At 38.3% G+C, this 19,984-nt stretch carries 21 protein-coding genes; 11 read left to right on the top strand and 10 right to left on the bottom strand.

Translation table 11 applies throughout. The annotated features are described in order from the left end of the window. Positions 1–51 precede the first annotated feature (51 nt). Positions 52–1,251: an ornithine--oxo-acid transaminase gene (locus tag ABDZ91_RS08270; RefSeq protein ID WP_343797984.1), complete on the top strand. Its 1,200-nt coding sequence runs from the start codon at positions 52–54 to the stop codon at positions 1,249–1,251. Between the two features lie 63 nt (positions 1,252–1,314). Here ABDZ91_RS08270 and ABDZ91_RS08265 read toward each other — a convergent pair whose 3' ends face one another. After that, complete coding sequence (locus tag ABDZ91_RS08265; protein ID WP_343797982.1) at positions 1,315–1,548, bottom strand: DUF378 domain-containing protein; 234 nt, start codon at positions 1,546–1,548, stop codon at positions 1,315–1,317. A 162-nt stretch (positions 1,549–1,710) separates the two neighbouring features. Here ABDZ91_RS08265 and ABDZ91_RS08260 point away from each other — a divergent pair, with 162 nt between their 5' ends. From ABDZ91_RS08260 to ABDZ91_RS08250, 3 genes are all read left to right on the top strand, one after another. Further along, positions 1,711–2,874 (top strand): iron-containing alcohol dehydrogenase, encoded by a 1,164-nt coding sequence (locus ABDZ91_RS08260; RefSeq protein ID WP_343797980.1) that lies wholly within the window; start codon positions 1,711–1,713, stop codon positions 2,872–2,874. A gap of 369 nt (positions 2,875–3,243) precedes the next feature. Further along, a complete protein-coding gene (locus ABDZ91_RS08255; RefSeq protein WP_343797978.1) occupies positions 3,244–4,590 on the top strand; it encodes a glucose-6-phosphate isomerase in 1,347 nt (448 codons plus the stop codon). 358 nt (positions 4,591–4,948) lie between these two features. Further along, entirely contained in the window at positions 4,949–5,353 is a 405-nt protein-coding gene (locus ABDZ91_RS08250; RefSeq protein ID WP_343797976.1) for a YugN-like family protein, read from the top strand. Here ABDZ91_RS08250 and ABDZ91_RS08245 read toward each other — a convergent pair. Further along, positions 5,326–6,348: a potassium channel family protein gene (locus ABDZ91_RS08245; RefSeq protein WP_343797975.1), complete on the bottom strand. Its 1,023-nt coding sequence runs from the start codon at positions 6,346–6,348 to the stop codon at positions 5,326–5,328. The two genes, ABDZ91_RS08250 and ABDZ91_RS08245, sit on opposite strands and share 28 nt — an antisense overlap. 142 nt (positions 6,349–6,490) lie before the next feature. Between ABDZ91_RS08245 and ABDZ91_RS08240 the strand changes: the two genes are divergently transcribed. Continuing rightward, positions 6,491–7,348 (top strand): MBL fold metallo-hydrolase, encoded by an 858-nt coding sequence (locus ABDZ91_RS08240; protein WP_343797973.1) that lies wholly within the window; start codon positions 6,491–6,493, stop codon positions 7,346–7,348. A gap of 28 nt (positions 7,349–7,376) precedes the next feature. Here the strand turns inward: ABDZ91_RS08240 and ABDZ91_RS08235 are convergent, their stop codons facing one another. Both ABDZ91_RS08235 and ABDZ91_RS08230 read right to left on the bottom strand, forming a co-directional pair. Then, the gene (locus tag ABDZ91_RS08235) at positions 7,377–8,078 is read right to left on the bottom strand and encodes an anti-sigma factor domain-containing protein (RefSeq protein ID WP_343797971.1); all 702 of its coding nucleotides are present in this window, start codon (positions 8,076–8,078) and stop codon (positions 7,377–7,379) included. Then, entirely contained in the window at positions 8,068–8,667 is a 600-nt protein-coding gene (locus ABDZ91_RS08230; protein WP_343797969.1) for an RNA polymerase sigma factor, read from the bottom strand. Before ABDZ91_RS08230 ends, ABDZ91_RS08235 begins: the two co-directional genes overlap by 11 nt. A 146-nt stretch (positions 8,668–8,813) precedes the next feature. On the opposite strand from ABDZ91_RS08230, the gene ABDZ91_RS08225 reads away from it, so the two are divergent. From ABDZ91_RS08225 to ABDZ91_RS08215, 3 genes are read left to right on the top strand one after another with little or no spacing between them, the layout of a single operon-like run. Next, entirely contained in the window at positions 8,814–9,974 is a 1,161-nt protein-coding gene (locus ABDZ91_RS08225) for a COG1470 family protein (protein WP_343797967.1), read from the top strand. Then, entirely contained in the window at positions 9,971–10,918 is a 948-nt protein-coding gene (locus ABDZ91_RS08220) for an ABC transporter ATP-binding protein (RefSeq protein WP_343798192.1), read from the top strand. Before ABDZ91_RS08225 ends, ABDZ91_RS08220 begins: the two co-directional genes overlap by 4 nt. A 36-nt stretch (positions 10,919–10,954) precedes the next feature. After that, positions 10,955–11,938: an ABC transporter permease gene (locus ABDZ91_RS08215; RefSeq protein ID WP_425541809.1), complete on the top strand. Its 984-nt coding sequence runs from the start codon at positions 10,955–10,957 to the stop codon at positions 11,936–11,938. 25 nt (positions 11,939–11,963) lie between these two features. On the opposite strand, the gene ABDZ91_RS08210 is transcribed toward ABDZ91_RS08215, so the two are convergent. Further along, positions 11,964–12,659 carry a glycerol acyltransferase gene (locus tag ABDZ91_RS08210; protein WP_343797963.1) on the bottom strand — a complete coding sequence of 232 codons (696 nt, stop codon included), beginning with the start codon at positions 12,657–12,659 and terminating at the stop codon, positions 11,964–11,966. 2 nt (positions 12,660–12,661) lie between these two features. Continuing rightward, positions 12,662–13,384 (bottom strand): glycosyltransferase family 2 protein, encoded by a 723-nt coding sequence (locus ABDZ91_RS08205; protein ID WP_343797961.1) that lies wholly within the window; start codon positions 13,382–13,384, stop codon positions 12,662–12,664. 179 nt (positions 13,385–13,563) lie between these two features. Between ABDZ91_RS08205 and ABDZ91_RS08200 the strand changes: the two genes are divergently transcribed. The 3 genes from ABDZ91_RS08200 to ABDZ91_RS08190 all read left to right on the top strand — a co-directional run bounded on the left by ABDZ91_RS08200 (position 13,564) and on the right by ABDZ91_RS08190 (position 15,985). Further along, positions 13,564–14,256 carry an aspartate/glutamate racemase family protein gene (locus ABDZ91_RS08200; RefSeq protein WP_343797959.1) on the top strand — a complete coding sequence of 231 codons (693 nt, stop codon included), beginning with the start codon at positions 13,564–13,566 and terminating at the stop codon, positions 14,254–14,256. A gap of 149 nt (positions 14,257–14,405) precedes the next feature. Further along, positions 14,406–15,206 (top strand): formate dehydrogenase accessory sulfurtransferase FdhD, encoded by an 801-nt coding sequence (gene fdhD / locus ABDZ91_RS08195; protein WP_425541802.1) that lies wholly within the window; start codon positions 14,406–14,408, stop codon positions 15,204–15,206. Between the two features lie 2 nt (positions 15,207–15,208). Continuing rightward, complete coding sequence (locus ABDZ91_RS08190; RefSeq protein WP_343797957.1) at positions 15,209–15,985, top strand: formate/nitrite transporter family protein; 777 nt, start codon at positions 15,209–15,211, stop codon at positions 15,983–15,985. 53 nt (positions 15,986–16,038) lie between these two features. Here the strand turns inward: ABDZ91_RS08190 and ABDZ91_RS08185 are convergent, their stop codons facing one another. The 4 genes from ABDZ91_RS08185 to fdhF are packed head-to-tail and all read right to left on the bottom strand — an operon-like array spanning position 16,039 to position 19,886. Then, positions 16,039–16,173: a hypothetical protein gene (locus ABDZ91_RS08185; RefSeq protein ID WP_343797955.1), complete on the bottom strand. Its 135-nt coding sequence runs from the start codon at positions 16,171–16,173 to the stop codon at positions 16,039–16,041. Between the two features lie 15 nt (positions 16,174–16,188). Further along, a complete protein-coding gene (locus ABDZ91_RS08180) occupies positions 16,189–16,413 on the bottom strand; it encodes a heavy-metal-associated domain-containing protein (RefSeq protein ID WP_343797954.1) in 225 nt (74 codons plus the stop codon). Positions 16,414–16,429: 16 nt separating this feature from the next. After that, positions 16,430–16,921: a helical membrane plugin domain-containing protein gene (locus ABDZ91_RS08175; protein WP_343797952.1), complete on the bottom strand. Its 492-nt coding sequence runs from the start codon at positions 16,919–16,921 to the stop codon at positions 16,430–16,432. Further along, entirely contained in the window at positions 16,896–19,886 is a 2,991-nt protein-coding gene (gene fdhF, locus ABDZ91_RS08170; RefSeq protein WP_343797950.1) for a formate dehydrogenase subunit alpha, read from the bottom strand. The genes ABDZ91_RS08175 and fdhF overlap by 26 nt, the downstream gene beginning before the upstream one ends. Positions 19,887–19,984 lie beyond the last annotated feature (98 nt).

Genomic DNA, 19,984 nt, shown 5'->3' with positions numbered 1-19,984 from the left:
CGCTTTCGGGGTACAATAGAGAAAGATGTATTTTATTAGGAGGGGATTTATATGGCAACAAATACTCAATCAAAATCCTTGATAGAAGTCACAGAGAAATATGGAGCGAACAATTACCATCCACTACCTATCGTGATATCTAAAGCAGAAGGTGTCTGGGTTGAAGACCCTGAGGGCAATCGATATATGGATATGTTAAGTGCATATTCTGCGGTAAACCAAGGACATCGTCATCCTAAGATTATCGAAGCACTTAAAGAGCAAGCAGATCGTGTAACTTTAACTTCTCGTGCTTTTCATAATGACCAATTAGGGCCTTGGTATGAAAAAATTTGTGAGTTAACAAATAAAGAAATGGCACTTCCTATGAACACCGGAGCAGAGGCTGTTGAAACCGCAATTAAAGCAGCGAGAAGATGGGCTTATGATGTTAAAGGTGTAGAAGAAAATAAAGCAGAAATTATTGCTTGCGAAGGTAACTTCCACGGCCGTACAATGACAGCGGTTTCGCTTTCTTCTGAGGAAGAATATAAACGTGGCTTTGGTCCAATGCTACCAGGTATCAATTTAATTCCATATGGAGATTTGGACGCTTTAGAAAATGCTATTACACCAAATACAGCAGCATTTTTAATTGAACCCATTCAAGGAGAAGCGGGAATCGTCATTCCACCTGAAGGATTTTTGAAAAAAGCTTACGAGCTTTGTAAAAAACATAATGTTCTTTTCATTGCTGATGAGATTCAAGCAGGTTTAGGCCGTTCAGGAAAAATGTTTGCCTGTGAATGGGATGAAGTAGATCCAGATATGTATATTTTAGGAAAAGCACTTGGTGGTGGGGTATTCCCTATCTCTTGCGTGGTTGCAAATAAAAATGTACTAGGAGTCTTTAATCCTGGTTCTCACGGTTCTACCTTTGGTGGAAATCCAATGGCATGTGCAGTGTCTATTGCTTCTTTAGAAGTGTTAGTAGATGAAAAGCTAGATGAAAGATCTTTAGAACTTGGAGGGTATTTTATCCAAAAGCTAAAGGGAATTCAGAATCCTCGTATTAAAGAAGTAAGAGGAAGAGGACTTTTCATTGGAGTCGAGTTAACGGAAGCAGCACGCCCATATTGTGAGGCACTTAAAGAAGAAGGACTTCTTTGTAAGGAAACGCATGATACAGTGATTCGTTTTGCTCCTCCTTTAGTCATTTCAAAAGATGAGCTAGATTGGGCTATTGAGCGAATTGTAAAAGTACTATCATAATGAAACAAAAGCAGCTACTATTTCTCAACAGTAGCTGCTTTTTTTATCACCTTTTTATATCAATTATCTTGTAGTTCTTGCTTCAGGCTCACGTTCAAGTTCCTCATTCGGCTTGAAAAGTAGCCCTAGGTTGATCAGACCCGCAATACCTACGAGGCCATAAATGAGTCGTGCAAGTGCACTATCTTGGCCACCGAAGATGGAAGCTACTAGGTCAAATTGGAAGAACCCAATTAGCCCCCAGTTAATAGCACCAATAATAGTAAGAACAAGTGCAATACGTTGAATGGCACTCATGATGACTCCTCCTTATCGTTGGATGAATACATGCTTATCTTGAATCAATTATTTATTTTTTATGCATAGTAAACGAAGGAATCTTGAAATATAATATTCGGGCTTTCATCTTTGCAATTGAAATTTTTCTAACGCATAATAATAAACAAGGAGGCGATATATATGCAAAATTTTACATATTACAATCCAACTAAGTTAATTTTTGGTAAAGATACACTACAAGAGCTAAAAAATGAAGTCCCAACATACGGAAAAAGAGTACTTCTAGTTTATGGTGGTGGAAGTATCAAAAGAAGTGGTCTGTATGATAAGGCGATTGCAACTCTTCAGGAAATAGATGCTGACATTTTTGAACTTCCAGGTGTTGAACCCAATCCACGTATATCCACAGTTCGTAAGGGTGTTGATATTTGTAAAAAAGAAAATATTGATTTCTTACTTGCGGTGGGTGGAGGTAGTGTTATTGACTGTACGAAAGCTATTTCTGCCGGAGCAAAGTATGATGGTGATCCGTGGGATATTGTTCTGAAAAAACACATTCCAGAAGAAGTGGTTCCATTCGGTACTATATTAACACTAGCTGCAACAGGGTCTGAAATGAATTCAGGGTCAGTTATTACAAATTGGGAAACACATGAAAAGTATGGATGGGGAAGCCCACTTACATTCCCTAAATTCTCTATTCTAGATCCAACTAATACATTTACGGTTCCAAAAGACCAAACAGTATATGGAATGGTCGATATGATGTCACATGTTCTAGAACAATACTTCCATAATGTTTCGAACACTCCTCTTCAAGATAGAATGTGCGAAGCCGTATTAAATACAGTTATAGAAGTTGCTCCTAAACTTATTGATGACTTAGAAAACTATGAACTAAGGGAAACGATTCTATATAACGGAACAATTGCTCTAAATGGTATGTTGCAAATGGGATATAGAGGAGATTGGGCAACTCACAATATTGAGCATGCCGTTTCAGCAGTGTACGACATTCCGCACGCTGGTGGTTTAGCAATCCTTTTCCCAAATTGGATTAAGCACACCTTATCAACCAACCCATCTCGTATGAAGCAACTGGCTGTTCGGGTGTTTGGTGTTAATCCTGAGGGTAAAACTGATGAAGAAGTTGCGCTTCAGGGAGTCGAGGCTCTAAGAAACTTCTGGAGTTCAATTGGTGCGCCAAGTCGATTAGCTGATTATGATATTGATGATTCTAAACTAGATGAAATGGCTGATAAAGCAATGGCTCGTGGAGAGTTTGGAAACTTCCAAACATTGAAGAAAGACGATGTACTAAGTATATTAAAGGCCTCATTATAAGAGGCATGAAAAGCATTGGGAGAAGTTATCTTTCCAGTGCTTTTTTCATTTTTGCTGTTGATTTCGAAGATTTTTGTTCTGATTATTCCATAAACTGTAAAACATGGAACAAAAAAAGGCATTTATGTTCCATTATTTCCAAAAACAGTAATAAAAGGAATGAAAGTTGATACTTCTGTTCTATAAATTCCATAAAATGTAAGAATCGGAACAGAAATAAGTATTCTAACTCAACTGTTCCAAAAAACGCACCATAATGTTTCCAGAACTAATTACTATTTTTCCAGCCGGCGATAACATCACTTGATTCTCTCACACTGTTTCTGTAAAGTGTAATTGACCAAATACGTATATAATTGGAGGGTCCAAATGACACATATCAAATTTGATTATACAAAAGCACTCTCGTTTTTCGGAGAACACGAGATTACATACCTACAAGATGCGGTTTCAGCTGCACATCGTTCCTTACATGAAAAAACAGGTGCAGGAAATGATTTTTTAGGATGGATTGACCTGCCTGAGAATTACGATAAAGATGAATTTAATCGAATTCAAAAAGCTGCGAAAAAAATCCAAGCAGACTCTGAGGTATTACTAGTGATTGGAATTGGTGGTTCGTACTTAGGTGCTCGAGCAGCTATTGAAATGTTAAATCACTCCTTCTATAATGCGTTATCAAAAAATGATCGTAAAACACCACAAGTTATCTTTTTAGGAAACAATATTAGTTCTACATATATGAGAGACGTTATGGACCTCTTAAAGGAAAAAGATTTCTCCATAAATGTGATTTCAAAGTCAGGAACAACAACAGAACCTGCCATTGCATTCCGTATTTTCCGCAAACTTCTTGTTGAAAAATATGGGCAGGAAACTGCTGCCAAGAGAATTTATGCAACAACTGATCGTGCGAAAGGTGCATTAAAAACGGTTGCTGATGAGAATGGTTATGAAACATTTGTTATTCCTGATGATGTTGGTGGACGCTATTCTGTTTTAACTGCTGTTGGTCTGCTACCGATTGCCGTAAGCGGAGCTAACATCGAGGAGATGATGAAAGGGGCTGGCCAAGCTCAAGAGGACTTTGGAAAAGAGGATCTTCGTGAGAACATAGCATACCAATATGCGGCTGTAAGAAATGCTCTATACAATAAGGGTAAAACAGTGGAGCTATTGATTAACTACGAACCAGGTCTTCAGTACTTCTCTGAATGGTGGAAACAATTATTTGGTGAGAGTGAAGGGAAGGATCAGAAAGGGATTTATCCTTCATCCGCTAACTTCTCCACAGACCTACACTCTCTAGGCCAATACATTCAAGAGGGTCGTCGTGACTTATTTGAAACGGTTATTAATGTAACCAATCCAAGACACGAACTTTCGATTGAGGCAGAAGAAAATGACTTAGACGGCCTAAACTATTTAGCGGGTGAAACCGTTGACTTTGTAAACAAAAAAGCCTTTCAAGGAACACTGCTAGCACATACAGATGGCGGTGTGCCAAATTTAGTTATTGAAATTCCAAAGCAAGATGAATATACGTTTGGTTATTTAGTGTACTTCTTTGAAAAGGCTTGTGCGATTAGTGGATATCTTTTAGGAGTAAATCCATTTGATCAACCAGGAGTGGAAGCTTACAAGAAAAACATGTTTGCTCTCCTCGGGAAGCCAGGATTTGAAGAAGAAAAGAAAAAATTAGAGCAGCGTTTATAATTATAAAAAGCCCACGTTTTGTCAACGTGGGCTTTTAATATCGCTGTTTTCGTATACTTTGTTGCTTTTGGACAATTAATGACTCTTTGAATAGGGACGTTGATTTCCGTTGCAGGTGCTTGCTTTCCGCGGGCGGTCCGGAAGCCTCCTCGTCGCTACGCTCCTGCGGGGTCTCCCTTGTCCCTTCCTCCCGCAGGAGTCAAGCACCTTCCACTCCAATCAACTGCGGTTGAATTATAATTGCAAATAACAACAAGCTTTACGAAAACAGCCTTTTATATAAAGAAAACAATTTGATAATCTTCACTTTTCTAGGAAACACTATACTCAATCAATTGGTAAAAAAGGAGTTTTGAACATGATTGAGATTCCATCTAAATTAGAGGGCGTACAATTTTCGTTATATAGATTAGAACAAGATTTAAAGCCAAGAGGGTATTCAATCGGCGATAACTGGGATTATGATCATGGTTACTTTGATTATAAAATCGATGACAAAGTAGGCTACCAGTTTTTACGTATACCCTTTAAAGCGATTGATGGGCAATTAGATTCAAGAGGAACCACAGTCGAATTAGGAAGACCATTTTTACTATCACATAAATACCAAATTGGAATTGATGAAAAAGGAGACGACACGGGAGTATTTTCTTCAATGGTTAATCAGTTCCAAGAGCCTGTGGACAGTGATGCAAGTTTTCCAAAAGAGTATATTGATTTAGGAAAATCATTAGTTCAGGAATTAGAAGAACTACTCCTATAATGTCCGCAAATTAACAAAAGCTCATCACCGTATTCCACTTTCATGTCAAAGGGAGGGTTAACAAATGTTTCCCCTCTTTTTTTAATTCCTATAACCAAAATCTCATCATTATAATATTTCTGTACTAACATATTAAATGATTGTCCCAATAATTCACTTGGAACAGGTCTATATTCCACCTTACTTCCATGGTTTTGATTCAACATAACATCAAGGGCTTTCGAAATACCTTGGTTTAAAATAGTATTCATCATAACTGAACCAGAGAGACTGTTGGATTCAATAATTTCATCTGCCCCTGCTCGATTAGCATTGTTAATTTGTCTTTGAGTTAAAATTTCTACTACACAATAAACAGAAGGGTTAATCCCTTTTATTGCAATAAGCTGAAGAATCGTCCTCATGTCTGACTCTACTTCACTTACACTTGGATCAGCTGTAATAATAATCGTTTTTGCCTCATTGATACCAGCCTTTATTAAAATATTGTCTTGGTCAGCGCTTCCTTGAATAAAGTGAACATTGACATCCTGAATTGGTTTTTCATTTAAAGATTCATCAATCAGAACAATCCGTGTTGAGGGGTCTAATTTAATTAGCTGTTTGATTACATAGCGGCTTCTCTCGTTCCAACCAACGATAACCATGTGACCACTTTTTCCCTTATAAGCAGCTTTCCCGTGATTTAATGCATTCTGTGTTTGAACGGTTGTAGCAGCTAGCGTGACGAAAAAGGTTGAAAGAAAGCCTGCGCCAACAAGGATTAGAATAATTCCTACGAGTTTTCCTTCTACCGTTACAGGAACGAAATCCCCAAAACCTACCGTCGATGCTGTAATAATCGCCCACCAAACGCCATCAAATATGGTAGGAAAGACCTTTGGTTCGACAATATGGATTGTTACTCCAAAGAATAGGATCGTTACAGTGGCCATTGCCAGAATTCGTCCAGCTAATGGGAGTTTTAAAAAATGAAGTAACAAACGTACAGCCATAAAATTACCTCCTAAGGTTTAGCATTATCATTATGAACATTTGACTATTTTTTCATAACCTTATGAGGGACTTGAGAGGCACATACTTCTTATAAAATTGAGAGAAAATATGCTTAATGCCTTTATGAAAAGTGGGGATTTTATGGATCGAGAAATGCACTATGGAAGGGATTATAAGTTTATTCCGGCAACTTCAGTTGGAAGTGGTGTTGGTATACAAGTATTACCAGACCTATATAGCTACACCATTCAAATTGTTAATATTGCTCTTGTAGGTAATCCAGAAACAGGTGATTTTGTATTAGTAGATGCAGGAATGCCAAACTCTGAAGATGACATCATTCGAGTCAGCGAAGAAAGATTTGGGCCAAATAGTAAACCGAGTGCGATTATATTAACTCATGGCCATTTTGATCACGTTGGGGGGCTAATAGAACTGATTGAGTATTGGAATGTACCCGTATATGCGCATGCATTAGAGCTTCCTTTTTTAACGGGGGAAAAGAATTATCCAGAGCCTGATCCTACAGTAGAAGGCGGAATGGTAGCGAAAATGTCCCCCCTATTTCCAAATGAAGCGATCGACCTCGGGACACATATCCAAGCTTTACCTGAAAATGGGGCCATTCCTGAAATGCCAGGGTGGAAATGGGTTCATACACCTGGTCACACGCCAGGCCATATTTCCTTATTCAGGGAGAGTGATGGGGCTCTTATTGTAGGAGATGCTTTTGTCACGGTTAAGCAAGAGTTTCTATATAAAGTAGTGACTCAAGAAAAGGAAATCAGTGGACCGCCAAGATATTTAACACCAGACTGGAATACATCATGGCAATCCGTACGAACATTAGAAGCTTTAAATCCATCAGTAGCGATAACCGGTCACGGTTTGCCAATGGCTGGAGAAGAGCTTTCCACAAATTTAAAGAAATTAGTCGATCAATTTGACCAAATTGCAATTCCTGACCATGGGAAGTATGTAGATAAACATTTACACTAATAAAACGGATAGGGAGCCCTATCCGTTTTTACTTTGCATTCAGTTTAATCAGCCATGAATCTTTTTCCGACGGAGATTTACTACCGCCCTTTGGCTCAATACTTAAAATAATATATTCAGCATGGTTTATTGGGTCACTTTTAATGTATAACTGGCCACTTTCCCCCATTAGTTGTAAAACTCCAGCATCGTGTATCTGGTTACTGGTTTTAACCCAAGCTTGATAATCCTTGTCATGAATAGGAACGAGCCCATCTACAAACAGGTATAATTCCTTTGTCCGTTCGTTAATCCAAGCATACCCCTTCATATTGTGATTAACATGTGGAACAAGCTCGTAAATACTCGTGTCATTATTCATCACGAAAATGGGTTCATCAGAAGGATGACTCATTGGTAAGCTCGCCGTGTCCTTCATCCAAAATACGATAACAAGAATAAAGGCTGCGGTTGCAATACTAGCTGTTCTAAATGCCACCATGGGAAAATTCACTTTCCGCCTTTTCCTTTTTATAAGTGAAGTGAAACTCTTTAGTATTCGTTGTTTTAGTTTCTCAGACGGCTGCAATGTTTCTTCTTTTGTAGGAAGAATGCTTATCCATTGATGATATTGATTTTGACATAGTGGGCATTCTTTAATGGAATGATTTATGGATTCATTTGTAAATGGATCATGATTATCTAAAATATAATCTATCATTTGTTCATCTGACCAATGATTACACCCCATGATGATCATCCCCCTTAAAGAAATTTAACCCTTTTGCCTGTTCTAACTGTTTTCTTAAATTCTTTACTCCATATCGAATGAGTGATTTTACAGTTCCTAGTGGTTGTTTCAGTTTCGAAGCTAATTCTTTATGAGGTATGCTTTCATAGTAGTTTCCGTAGATAGCCTTTGCCTGAGGTTCAGGTAACTGTTTCAAAGCAGATAAGACTAACTGTCTATCCATATTTTCCATCACTTTTTCGTCAACCGGAGATGTTCTTTCGTCTCTTGAGTTTTCCTTTTCTCGCTCAATGTCATTAGACAAGACTTCTCTCTTTTTTCGAATATAGTCAATACTCCTACTTCGGGTCCTTACAGCTAGCCAAGCCTCAATACTTCCTCTTTCTTTGGAGTATGTATGGGCTTTTTGACTAATCTCAATAAAAACGTCATGACATACATCCTCTGAAGCTTGAGTATCCTGCAGAATCTTATATGCCAGAGAGTAAACAAAAGCATAGTTTTGGGTGTAAAATTTCTCAAAAGCTTCAAGCGACCCGTTTTGAATTCCTTCCATTAAACACTGGTTATCCTTTGAAATTTCATTCATAGTTTCACCTGCATTAAACGTAATTAACTATTTTTTTATCAAACTTTTAAACATTTGAAAAGAGAATTGAAAAATTTTTATAAAATGTAAATCCAATTCTAGATCTTCCCCGTACTGTGTTTGAAAACATTAAAGGGGGTAATCAAATGTTTAAAAAACTTTTCCATTCTATTATTCTAGTTGGTTTATTGTTGGGAGCAGTACTCCCGGTACCAAAAGGAGTAGCAGCAGAAGGAATCGAACTTTATACTCCTTATACAGGTATATCAGTTACGCCAGGTGAGACGATTGATTACTCAATGGACGTGATCAATCATACCAGCTCTAACCAATCTATCCAGGTGTCAATGAATGAGCTGTTACCGGAATGGGAATACACCATTAACTCTGGAGGCTGGGATCTACAGGAAATCTCTGTTCAACCCGGGGAGTCAGAATCACTTTCCGTCAATATTACAGTTCCGCTTCAGGTTGAAAAAGGAACCTATACATTTAAGGCAGTGGCTGAGGCTAATTCTGGTCTCGAAACTGAGCTACCGTTATCGGTAACGGTAAGTGAAAAAGGAACGTTCAAAACGGAAATGACTACGGAACAGTCTAACTTAGAAGGAGATGCAGATTCTTCTTTTGACTATACTGCTGAAATTAAAAATAGAACAGCAGAAGAACAGCACTACGCTTTAATAGCAGAGGCACCAAAGGGATGGACCGTTGACTTTGAAGTAGATGGTAAAAGTGTGACTTCGATAACGGTTGACTCAAATGCTACTAAAAATGTAAAGGTCAGTGTTTCACCAGCTACTAACGTAAAGTCAGACACCTATCAGATTCCCGTTAGAGCATCCAATGAATCTACTTCAGCTGAACTTGTTTTAGAAGCAGCCATTACAGGTAGTTATGGAATTGAATTATCAACACCATCTGGAAGGTTAAGTGAAGATATAACAGCAGGTGACGAAAAGACGATTGATTTAGTTGTAAAGAATACAGGAACCCTTCCTCTACAGGATATTAGCCTAACATCCTCCAAGCCAGCAAATTGGGAAGTAACATTCGACCCTAAAAAAATCAACAAGCTGGAACCAGGGAAATCTGAAACTATTCAAGCTACGATAAAAGCTAGTAAAAATGCGATCGCTGGGGATTACGTTGTCGAAATGGAAGCGACTGCACCTGAGTCTAGTTCTTCTGCTCAATTTCGTATGTCGGTAAAAACTTCCATGCTTTGGGGATGGATTGGTGTCTTTATTATTGCAGGAGTAATCGGAGGCATTTTTTATCTAATCCGTAAGTATGGGAGGAGATAAGTTTGAACGACATTATTGCAATTGAAGGATTAACTAAAAAGTATGGAGATAAGGTTGCTGTTAACCATCTTAACTTACACATAAAGAAAGGAGAAGTTTTTGGCCTTTTAGGTCCAAATGGTGCTGGTAAATCTACAACTATATTGATGATTTTAGGTTTGTCTGAACCATCGGAAGGTACTGTTCAGGTTTGTGGGTTTCATTCAACAAGAGAGCCTATAAAAGTAAAGGGAAAAGTCGGATATTTACCCGATCAAGTAGGTTTCTATGAGAACCGAACGGGTCTGTCTAACCTTCTATTAACAGCCTTATTAAATGGATTTCCAAAAGAAGAAGCTGAAGAGAAAGCTAAAGGCTTGCTAGAGCAGGTTGGCTTATCCTATGCCATGAACCAAAAGGTTGGGACCTATTCAAGAGGAATGAGACAGAGACTAGGGCTAGCTGATGTACTCATAAAGGACCCAGAAGTCATTATTCTAGATGAACCGACTCTTGGAATAGACCCAACAGGAGTTCAGGAATTGCTTCAACTGATTAGGAGCTTAAGTAAGGAAAAAGGCATTACTGTATTATTATCTTCCCACCACTTACATCAAGTTCAGCAAATTTGTGACCGAGTGGGTCTATTCGTTTCGGGAAAACTTCTTGCCCAAGGAACGATAGAAACGTTAGCCAAAAAGCTACTAGGGGAGGAAGGTCATCAAATTCAAATTAAAGCTAATGGGCTTACAGAGTCCTTAGTGAACGAAATAAAGCTGCTAAATGGAGTAAGAAAAGCAGTCCTTACTGAACATGAACTAACAATTTGGAGCGTACATGAATCCACTTTACAAAAAGTTGTAGAAGTTATTATTTCAGCGGGTGTCCACTTGAAAACTATATCTCAGGAAAAAGTAGGGTTGGATGAAATTTATCAACGATATTTTGAAGGGAGTGAGGGATGAGTGAGGATTATAGATAAATTAGAGGAAAAAAGCAGGATGTTTTTCATAAATAAGAAGGAGAAATCACCATCTCCTTCTCACTCTTTTTGGGTATTAGTCCAAAAGGAGGTAGCAGACCATATTACAAGCTGGAGAGTTAACATCTTAGTAATCCTATTAGCCTTCACATGTTTAGGTTCTCTGTATACCGCCTTAACGGGAATAAGGGAAGCTGCTTCAGCGATTGAATCGGATGATGCCTTCTTATTTTTAAAGTTATTTACAATCTCAGACGGAACACTCCCACCGTTCTTTATTTTTGTAAGTTTCATAGGTCCATTACTTGGTATTGCTCTTGGATTTGATGCGATTAATTCTGAATATAATAAAGGAACTTTAAGCCGACTGGTTTCACAGCCAGTTCCAAGAGATTATATTATAAATGCAAAGTTTGTAGCCGCGTTGCTTATCATAAGTAGCCTTTTATTTACACTGGGACTCCTAGTTATCGCTCTAGGAATTCTCATCATTGGTTTACCGCCCAGCCTTGAAGAGTTTTTAAGAGTATTAAGTTTTCTTGTGTTAAGCGTTTGTTATGTGGCGTTTTGGGTCAACTTATCTATATTATTGTCAATTCGTTTTAAACAGGCGGCAACCTCAGCATTGAGTAGTATTGCTGTGTGGTTATTCTTCACTGTCTTTTATTCAATGCTAGTGAGTGTCATTTCCAAAGCTGTTCAGAAAAAACAAGCCATCCCATCCACAAATCAAGTGATTGAAAACCAAGAGTTTATACAAAATTTGATGAGGCTATCACCTAGCCAACTATACAGTGAAGCAACTACTACTCTTCTAACTCCATCGGTTCGCTCTTTAGGACCTCTAACTATGGAACAGGTTATAGGAGCGATCCCAAGTGCACTACCGTATGGTCAGAGCCTATTGCTCATTACACCACAACTTATAGGAATATTTGCAGCAACGCTTTTATGCTTCGGCTTGTCCTATTTCTTATTTATGAGAAAAGAGATTAGGAGCTAAAAAATAACCCGTTATGGGTTATTTTTTATGTCTCCAAACTATCAGCTAGTAGGTTGAGTCTCGTTTGTATTTTCTTTGAAACGATCTTTAATTCAGTTTGAAAGTCCTGTTGATCCGTAAAGAATATAGGGTTATCTTCTATAATTATACGTTTGGTCTTACTTACATAAACAGGGACAAAGCCAATGTGACTACCAGTTGCCCGGTAATAGTATTTTTCGATTAAAAGAAATCCTTCGTACATCTCTTTCATTTGAGAAGAGCTGTCTTTGTAATCAATATCAGGGAAAATTAAAAGATTATGCCCATCAGTTAGAGCATCTACACTTAACTTGAAAGATTCGATAACTCTTTTAGAACCCCTAAAAACAGGAATCCCCCTTGCTGAAGTTAATAGCTTGGATATTACGATTGAAAGTGGGGAAGCAATGATTTTGGCAACAAGAATAGGGAAATGAAATCGTTTTGTTAATGTAAAATCAACGTATTGTGTATAGCAAGTCTTTGAATTTAGAAATGAGTGGAGCATCCATGTATGAAAATGTCTGGGGAACCACAGAAGGATTGTGAAAGGACCTAACAGGTTTTGATGATGGGAAACATATACAACAGGTTCTTCTAGATTTGCTGATAATTGAACAGAGTAGGTGGGAGAAAAAAAGCGGACAATTCTACGAGATAGTCTAAAATATCTTCCATAAAAGTGAATGTTATGTTTCATACCTATTCCTTCCTTCGATATTTTCTTCTTTGAAAGAAAAATCCAAGAAGTATAATGTGCAAGATTCTAATCGAGTCGCGTAGAGGTTTGAAGAAAGACCCCTTATTTTGATTAAAATATAAAGTCTGAATGGGAACCTCTAAGATTGGTACTCGCCTAGTTGCTGCATAAATCAATACGTTCATTTCATACTCATATCGATCCCCTTTTAGGTCAATAAGAGAAGGTAGTTCATTTTTAGGAAATCCTCTTAATCCTGTTTGGGTATCTAGCAATCTAATTCTGAATAATAAGTAAAAGATGAAGCTAGTCATACGATTGCCGATTAAACTACGCTTTGGGACAAAAGACTCTTTAAAGTTTCTAACACCGCAAACAAGACCCTCTTTTTTGTGTTCTAATACTTTCGCTAGCTTTAGTACGTCTTCTATTGAATGTTGACCATCTGCATCTGCCGTAATCACTGCCTCCATATGATGAAAATGGTCTAAAAAATATTGAAACGCTGTTTTAATAGCACAACCTTTTCCTTTGTTTTCACCGTGAGTTAGTACTGTACATCTCTTAAAATGTTTTAGCTTATTAAATATATGGTTGCTCTCCAAATTGCTACCATCATTAACTACGATGACATGTGAAGAACCATGCTCTAGTAATTCTTGAACGTAAACAACTAAACTTTCTGGGGGATTTAGGGCAGGTATGATGATTACGTAATGTTTCATCTTACACAAACTCCTTTCGCCGGTATTCACAGACACTGACGACTAGGAAAACAAACCCTCTTTCAACTAAGATATTCGGGAATCAAACGAATCATTCGGTTTTCATTATGTGAATCATATTGTGATTGTTTTAAGTATGAGTGTAAAATGATAACAAAACAAAGAGCGGGGGAGCTTTTATGAAAACAATCGGTTTAATTGGAGGTATGAGTTGGGAATCTTCAGGGGAATATTATCGTACCATCAACGAGGAAGTAAAAAAGAGATTGGGTGGATTACATTCTGCGAAATGTGTACTTTACAGCGTTGATTTTCATGAAATTGAAAAATACCAGGCACTTGGAGAGTGGGAGGCAGCTGGCGAAGAATTGGCGAATGTAGCTGTTTCATTAGAAAAAGCAGGGGTAGATTTTATTGTTATTTGTACGAATACGATGCATAAGGTAGTGAATTCAATTGAAAGAAAAATAAAGGTTCCCTTCATTCATATTGCAGATGCTACCGTAAAACAAATAAAACAGTCAGGTTTACGAACAGTCGGATTGCTTGGAACTAAGTACACAATGGAACAAGACTTTTATAAATCACGAATAGAAAGAGAAGGAATTCAGGTTATTGTTCCTAGTAATGAAGAACGCACCATTATTAACCAAGTTATATTTGAGGAGCTTTGTTTAGGAAAAATTGAAAAATCCTCAAAACAGTATTACCAAGAAGTTATTCATTCTCTAGTTAAAAGAGGGGCTGAAGGGATTATATTAGGGTGTACGGAGATTGGATTGCTTGTCAAAAAAGAGGATGTAACAATCCCACTGTTTGACACAGCACACATACATGCTGTCGAGGCGGTAAACGTAGCATTGGAAAAATAAAATAAGCAATCGGCGCATTCTTATTTTGTTGGGATGTGCTTTTTTTTGTGGGGGGACTTAAGCTTTTTCTGTAACTATTGCCAAATTTATCTTTAATAATGCCTCTAATTGAAAATACTAAGCATAGCTAAAGGATAAGGAGTAACTCTATGAGCATTGAGAAAATTACAGTCTTTAAATACGATGGTTCCTTTTTAGGGGAATTTATGGATAGTGCTGCGATCGAGCATCCATTAACGATCCGTCTCGACAATGAGGAATTTGCAACAATGGTATGTTCTCCGGACCACTTACGTGAATTAGTTATTGGCTTTTTAGCATCAGAGGGGATTATTCGGTCTGTCCAACAGATTTCATCGTTACACATTGATAAAAGTAGGGGCTTTGCCTATGTACAGCTAAAAAATAAGCAGGTTCGAAATAAGGACTATGTTTCTAAACGGTTTATTGGGTCTTGCTGTGGAAAGAGTCGACAATTTTATTTTCATAATGATGTTCAAACGGCTAAAACCATTACGAGCAGAATGCAGCTATCCGTTCATGAATGTTTACACCTCATGAATGAAATGGAAAGTGGCTCAACTCAATTTCGCCTTACAGGTGCTCTACATAATGCGGCACTATGCACAAAAGATGAGGTCATTATAACGAGAGCGGACATAGGTAGACATAATGCCTTAGACAAAATTTATGGATATTGCTTGGATAATCAAGTCTCTTTAGCAAATAAAGTAATTGTTTTTAGTGGAAGGATATCATCGGAAATTGTGTTAAAGGTAGCGAAGATAGGAATTGGTGTTCTTTTATCCAAGTCTGCTCCAACAACATTGGCACTCAAGCTTGCCCATGATTTAGGTATTACGGCAGTAGGATTTATTCGAAATGAAAGGATGAACGTATATACCCATCCTGAAAGAATCATTCTAGACCATGAAAAAGAAGGGATATAGTCATGACTTTTTTTCCACCCAAAAAAACAGCACAACTAGCCATGGAGCATGGAGAAAAAAAGGTTGCTCTACCAATACTTAGCCAAATAGCACTTGGCTTTCTAGGAGGAGCATTCATTGCACTTGGCTTTCTATTAGATATTCGGGTCGTTGGAAATTTACCCGATGAAATATGGGGTTCCATGTCTGCTTTCATTGGTGGAGCTGTATTCCCAGTAGGTCTCATCTTTGTCTTACTTGCAGGTGGGGAGTTGCTAACTGGAAATATGATGGCTGTGGCAACAGCTAGGTACGCGGGAAGGATTACTACCTTTGATATTATAAAAAACTGGAGCATTATAACGATTACGAATTTTATAGGTTCTATATTTGTAGCCTACTTTTTTGGGCACATGTTGGGTCTAACAGAAGCGGGGCCATTTTTAGAGAAGACAGTCAGTATTGCAGGAGGAAAAATTGAAGATTCTTTTATACATGCTTTTATTTCTGGAATCGGGGCAAACTGGTTAGTATGCTTGGCAGTCTGGCTTTGCTACAGTGCAGACGATGTAGCGGGAAAAATACTAGGGATATGGTTTCCGATTATGGCCTTCGTAGCCATTGGTTTTCAGCACGTTGTAGCCAATATGTTTGTCATTCCAGCTGCGATATTTGCTGGATACTATACATGGTGGCAATTCCTAGAAAACTTTATTGCTGTTTTCTTAGGAAATGCAGTTGGTGGAGCCATTTTTGTTGGAGGCTTTTACTGGCTAGCCTATATAAGAGAGCAAGTGTGAGTCAAGGGAAATAAAAAAGGTCCTACAAGCTGTGACTTGTGGGACCTTCATTTTTATTCGTTTTCTACCTGGTTATGTGTGTGTACTAAGTGTTGGGTACACTCAGGACATACATCAATCATGTCATAAGGATGCTGGTTATCTTCGACTTGTTCAATACGGCCACAAACTTCACATATTCGAGCCATACTAAGAACCTCCTTTTACAGCGTACCTTCAAGTTTATTTACTTCATCATATCCAACATCAACTATAGCCTGTTGAAAATCTTCCAATGATCCTGCGTTTTCATCATAGGAGATCATAACCTCACCAGTTTGAACATTTATTTTCACATTACGGACTCCCCATACATCATGAAGAGCTTCACTTATTTTTCCTTCGTCTTCTTTTTTTAGATTGGGAACTGAAAGTTTATGGGTTATCATCTAATTCACATCCTGACTAATGAACTTGTTTCTGATTTAAACCTTCGCCCATTCCATTCAAAAAATGGACCATTGTGTTAAGAGACGTTCGAACATTTGGATCTCTCATCGATTTCATCAAGCCCCACATACTTGCTTGTTCTTTCTTTTCATTCCCCTCTGATGCTTTATGAAGGCCATGTGAAAGTCCTCCAAAGATTTGCTTAAGTTGATTAGGGTCAAGGGAAGATAGTAACTGGACAGCACTCATCCCATTCTTGATAATGTTATGCATTCCCGGTTGGTTAATTTGTTCTATTGCAATAGACCCAACCTTTTCCCTAGTTCGCAATAACCCTTTAAGCATATCTAAAATGCCAGCTTGATGTAGTTCTTGTAGAATCATTAAGCTTGTTTGGATGGCTTCTCTATTTTCAGCAATTTGGGTTAAAATTGCTGCTAAATCTTCTGTTCGCTCTTCTTCAGCATTTTTCTGTTTTCGTTCAATTTGCTGTATCGCTTTGGCCATCGTATAACCCCTCACTTTCTAACGTTTTAGGTATTGGTGTGAAATCTGGGCGTTGCCACTTTTTATCCACTTCTACACCAATGTGAGGCTGTGGATTTCCAAACCGAGGGTTATACCGTGGTAAAGGAGATTCGCCCGTTCTCTCCAGAACCTCCATTTTTACTTGGGTTTCCTTATAGTTCGGTGTATGTGTGTCTTTGTCATAATAACTGCTTGTTAATGTATTCACAGCCTGGATATTCTTTCTTGAATTCATGGGTAAATACAGTTCTTTACCTGTCACGCGATCCGTTACGAGAACTCGAACCTTTACTTGTCCATATGGCGAAGTTAGGCGAACCAATGCACCTGTCTCGATATTCCGCTCTTTGGCAAGCTCACTAGACACTTCAAGCCATGGATTCGGTACTTTATAATGAATACCCTCTGAACGATCGGTCATATTTCCTTCATGGAATTGTTCTAATAAACGTCCATTGTTAAGATGGAGGTCGAACTCTTCACCCATGTGGTGTGGTATTGACCAATCAACCGGTAATAACCGAGCTTTTCCGTCTAAGAATTTAAAGCGTTCTTTATATAAAATGGGTGTACTCTCACCATCAGGAGTGACTGGCCAGATTTGGCTATCCCACCCTTCCAGACGGTCATAGCTAACACCTGCAAAGATAGGCGCTAGTTTTGCAACTTCATCCATTATTTCTGCAGGATGAGAGTAATTCCAGTTTGCCCCCATTTTATTGGCGAATTCCTGGAAAATGAGCCAATCTGGTTTAGAATCACCAAGAGGGTCTAGTGCTTTGTATAAACGTTGGATCCTTCTTTCTGTATTCGTAAAGGTTCCTTCTTTTTCAAGACTTGGGGAAGCAGGTAAGACTACATCTGCATATTGTGCTGTCTTAGAAAAGAAAACATCTTGTACCACAAAGAATTCTAGCTTTTCAAATGCTTCTTGGACGTAATTGATATTAGAGTCAACTAAAGCCATTTCTTCTCCAAATAGGTACATCCCTTTTACACGCCCATCTACAATAGCCTCTACAATTTGATGGTTATTGAGGCCAGGCTTTTTAGGAATTTTTGTACCCCAGGCTTGTTCATATCGAGAACGAGTTTCATCATCTTCAACAGGTTCATAACCCGGTAACCAGTTTGGCATCGTTCCAAAATCACTAGCACCTTGAACGTTATTGTGCCCGCGTAGTGGATATGCGCCAGCCCCTTCCTTTCCGTAGTTCCCTGTTACTAATAAAAGATTGCTTATGGCTGTACTTGTGTCTGTACCACCTATATGCTGCGTCACACCCATTGCCCAAAGGATACAGGTTCCATTTGATACATGAATCATCTTGGCGAGTTTGATTAACGTATCTTTGGAAATCCCTGTTTTTTCTTCGGCGTACTCTAATGTGAATTTCTCTAAGGATTGCTTGTACTCTTCAACATTGTTTACTCTATTTTGTAAAAACTCTTTTGCTTCCCAGCCCTGATCAAAGATATATTTGGTCACGGCTGATAGCCAAACAAGATCAGAACCAGGCTTAGGATGAATGTACAGGTCTGCACGATCGGCTAGTTCATTTTTCCTTAGGTCAACCACTACAAGCTTTTGTCCATGCAGTTTATGTGCTCGTTTCACACGTGTTGCTAAGACAGGATGCGATTCGGACGGATTCGCACCCACCACAATCACAAGGTCTGCACTTGCAATATCTTGCATTGTACCTGAATCTCCACCAATACCTACTGTTCGCATAAGCCCTGCAGATGCCGGTGTCTGACAATAGCGTGAGCAGTTATCGATATTATTTGTCTGGAATACAGCACGAGCTAACTTTTGGAATAGATAATTTTCTTCATTTGTACATTTAGATGATGCAATAAAACCAAGAGCATCTGGACCGTCGTTTTCTTTAATAGCAGACATTTTTTCAGCCATTAATGTGAACGCATCCTCCCAAGTAGCCTCGTAGAATTTGTCTCCTTTTCGTATCAATGGCTTCGTAAGTCGTTCCTCACTGTTTACAAAATCCCAACCAAATTTCCCTTTTACGCACGTTGAAATTCCGTTAACAGGAGCGTCAGCGTAAGGTTGTACTCTTAAAATTTCACGATCTTTTGTCCAGACTTCAAAACTGCAACCTACTCCACAATACGTGCAAACGGTCTTGGTTTTCTTAATTCGATCTTCACGCATGGTTGCTTCTACATTTGATATGGTAAAAATCTCTTTGTACCCAGGTTCTACTTCTTTCGTTAAATCAATCATCGGTTCTAAGATATTGTTAGGTATCCCTGTCATATACCCTGCTTTACCAAGCATGGATTTTTCCATTAGGGCATTACAAGGACATACGGTCACGCAGTGTCCACAAGAAACACACGATGATTGATCTATTGGAACATCATCGTCCCAAATGACCCGAGGATGTTCTCGATCCCAATCAATGCTTAATACCTCACTTACCTGAAGATCTTGACAGGCTTCTACACACTGTCCACAAAGAATGCATTGGTCAGGCTCATAACGATAAAATGGGTGAGAGTTATCTGGTGGATACGGTTTCGGCTGAAATTCGTATTTTTGATGTTCGAGTTCTAAATATTCAGCAGTATTATGTACGACACAGTTCCCATTATTGTTATCACAAACTGTACAATAGAGTTCATGATTTTTTAGAATTCTAGACATTGCTTCTAACTGAGCCTCTTTTGCAACTTCTGAAACAGAATTCACAATCATATTTGGCTTTGCCTTAGTCGAACATGCTCGCTCCAGTTTGCCGTTAATTTCCACATAACAGGTGTCACAGGTCTGGATGACACCAATTCCTAAATCTGGCTGTGATGAACATATTCCTGGAATGTATAAGTTACTTTCAAGGGCTGCTTCTAATATGGATTGCCCTTCTTTTGCTCTAATTTCAGTATCATTTAAAGTAAATGTAATGGTTTGATCTTCCATTTGGTCATCCACCTCCTCAAATAGTAGCTATACTAAGTATGAGCTATTCAAAGATTTGTATTACAAAACATGGAATTTTTGTCAGTAATAAAAAAATA

The sequence above is a fragment of the Bacillus carboniphilus genome (assembly GCF_039522365.1).
GTDB classification, from domain to species: domain Bacteria; phylum Bacillota; class Bacilli; order Bacillales; family JC228; genus Bacillus_BF; species Bacillus_BF carboniphilus.
This window is presented reverse-complemented; position numbering and strand designations above follow the sequence as displayed.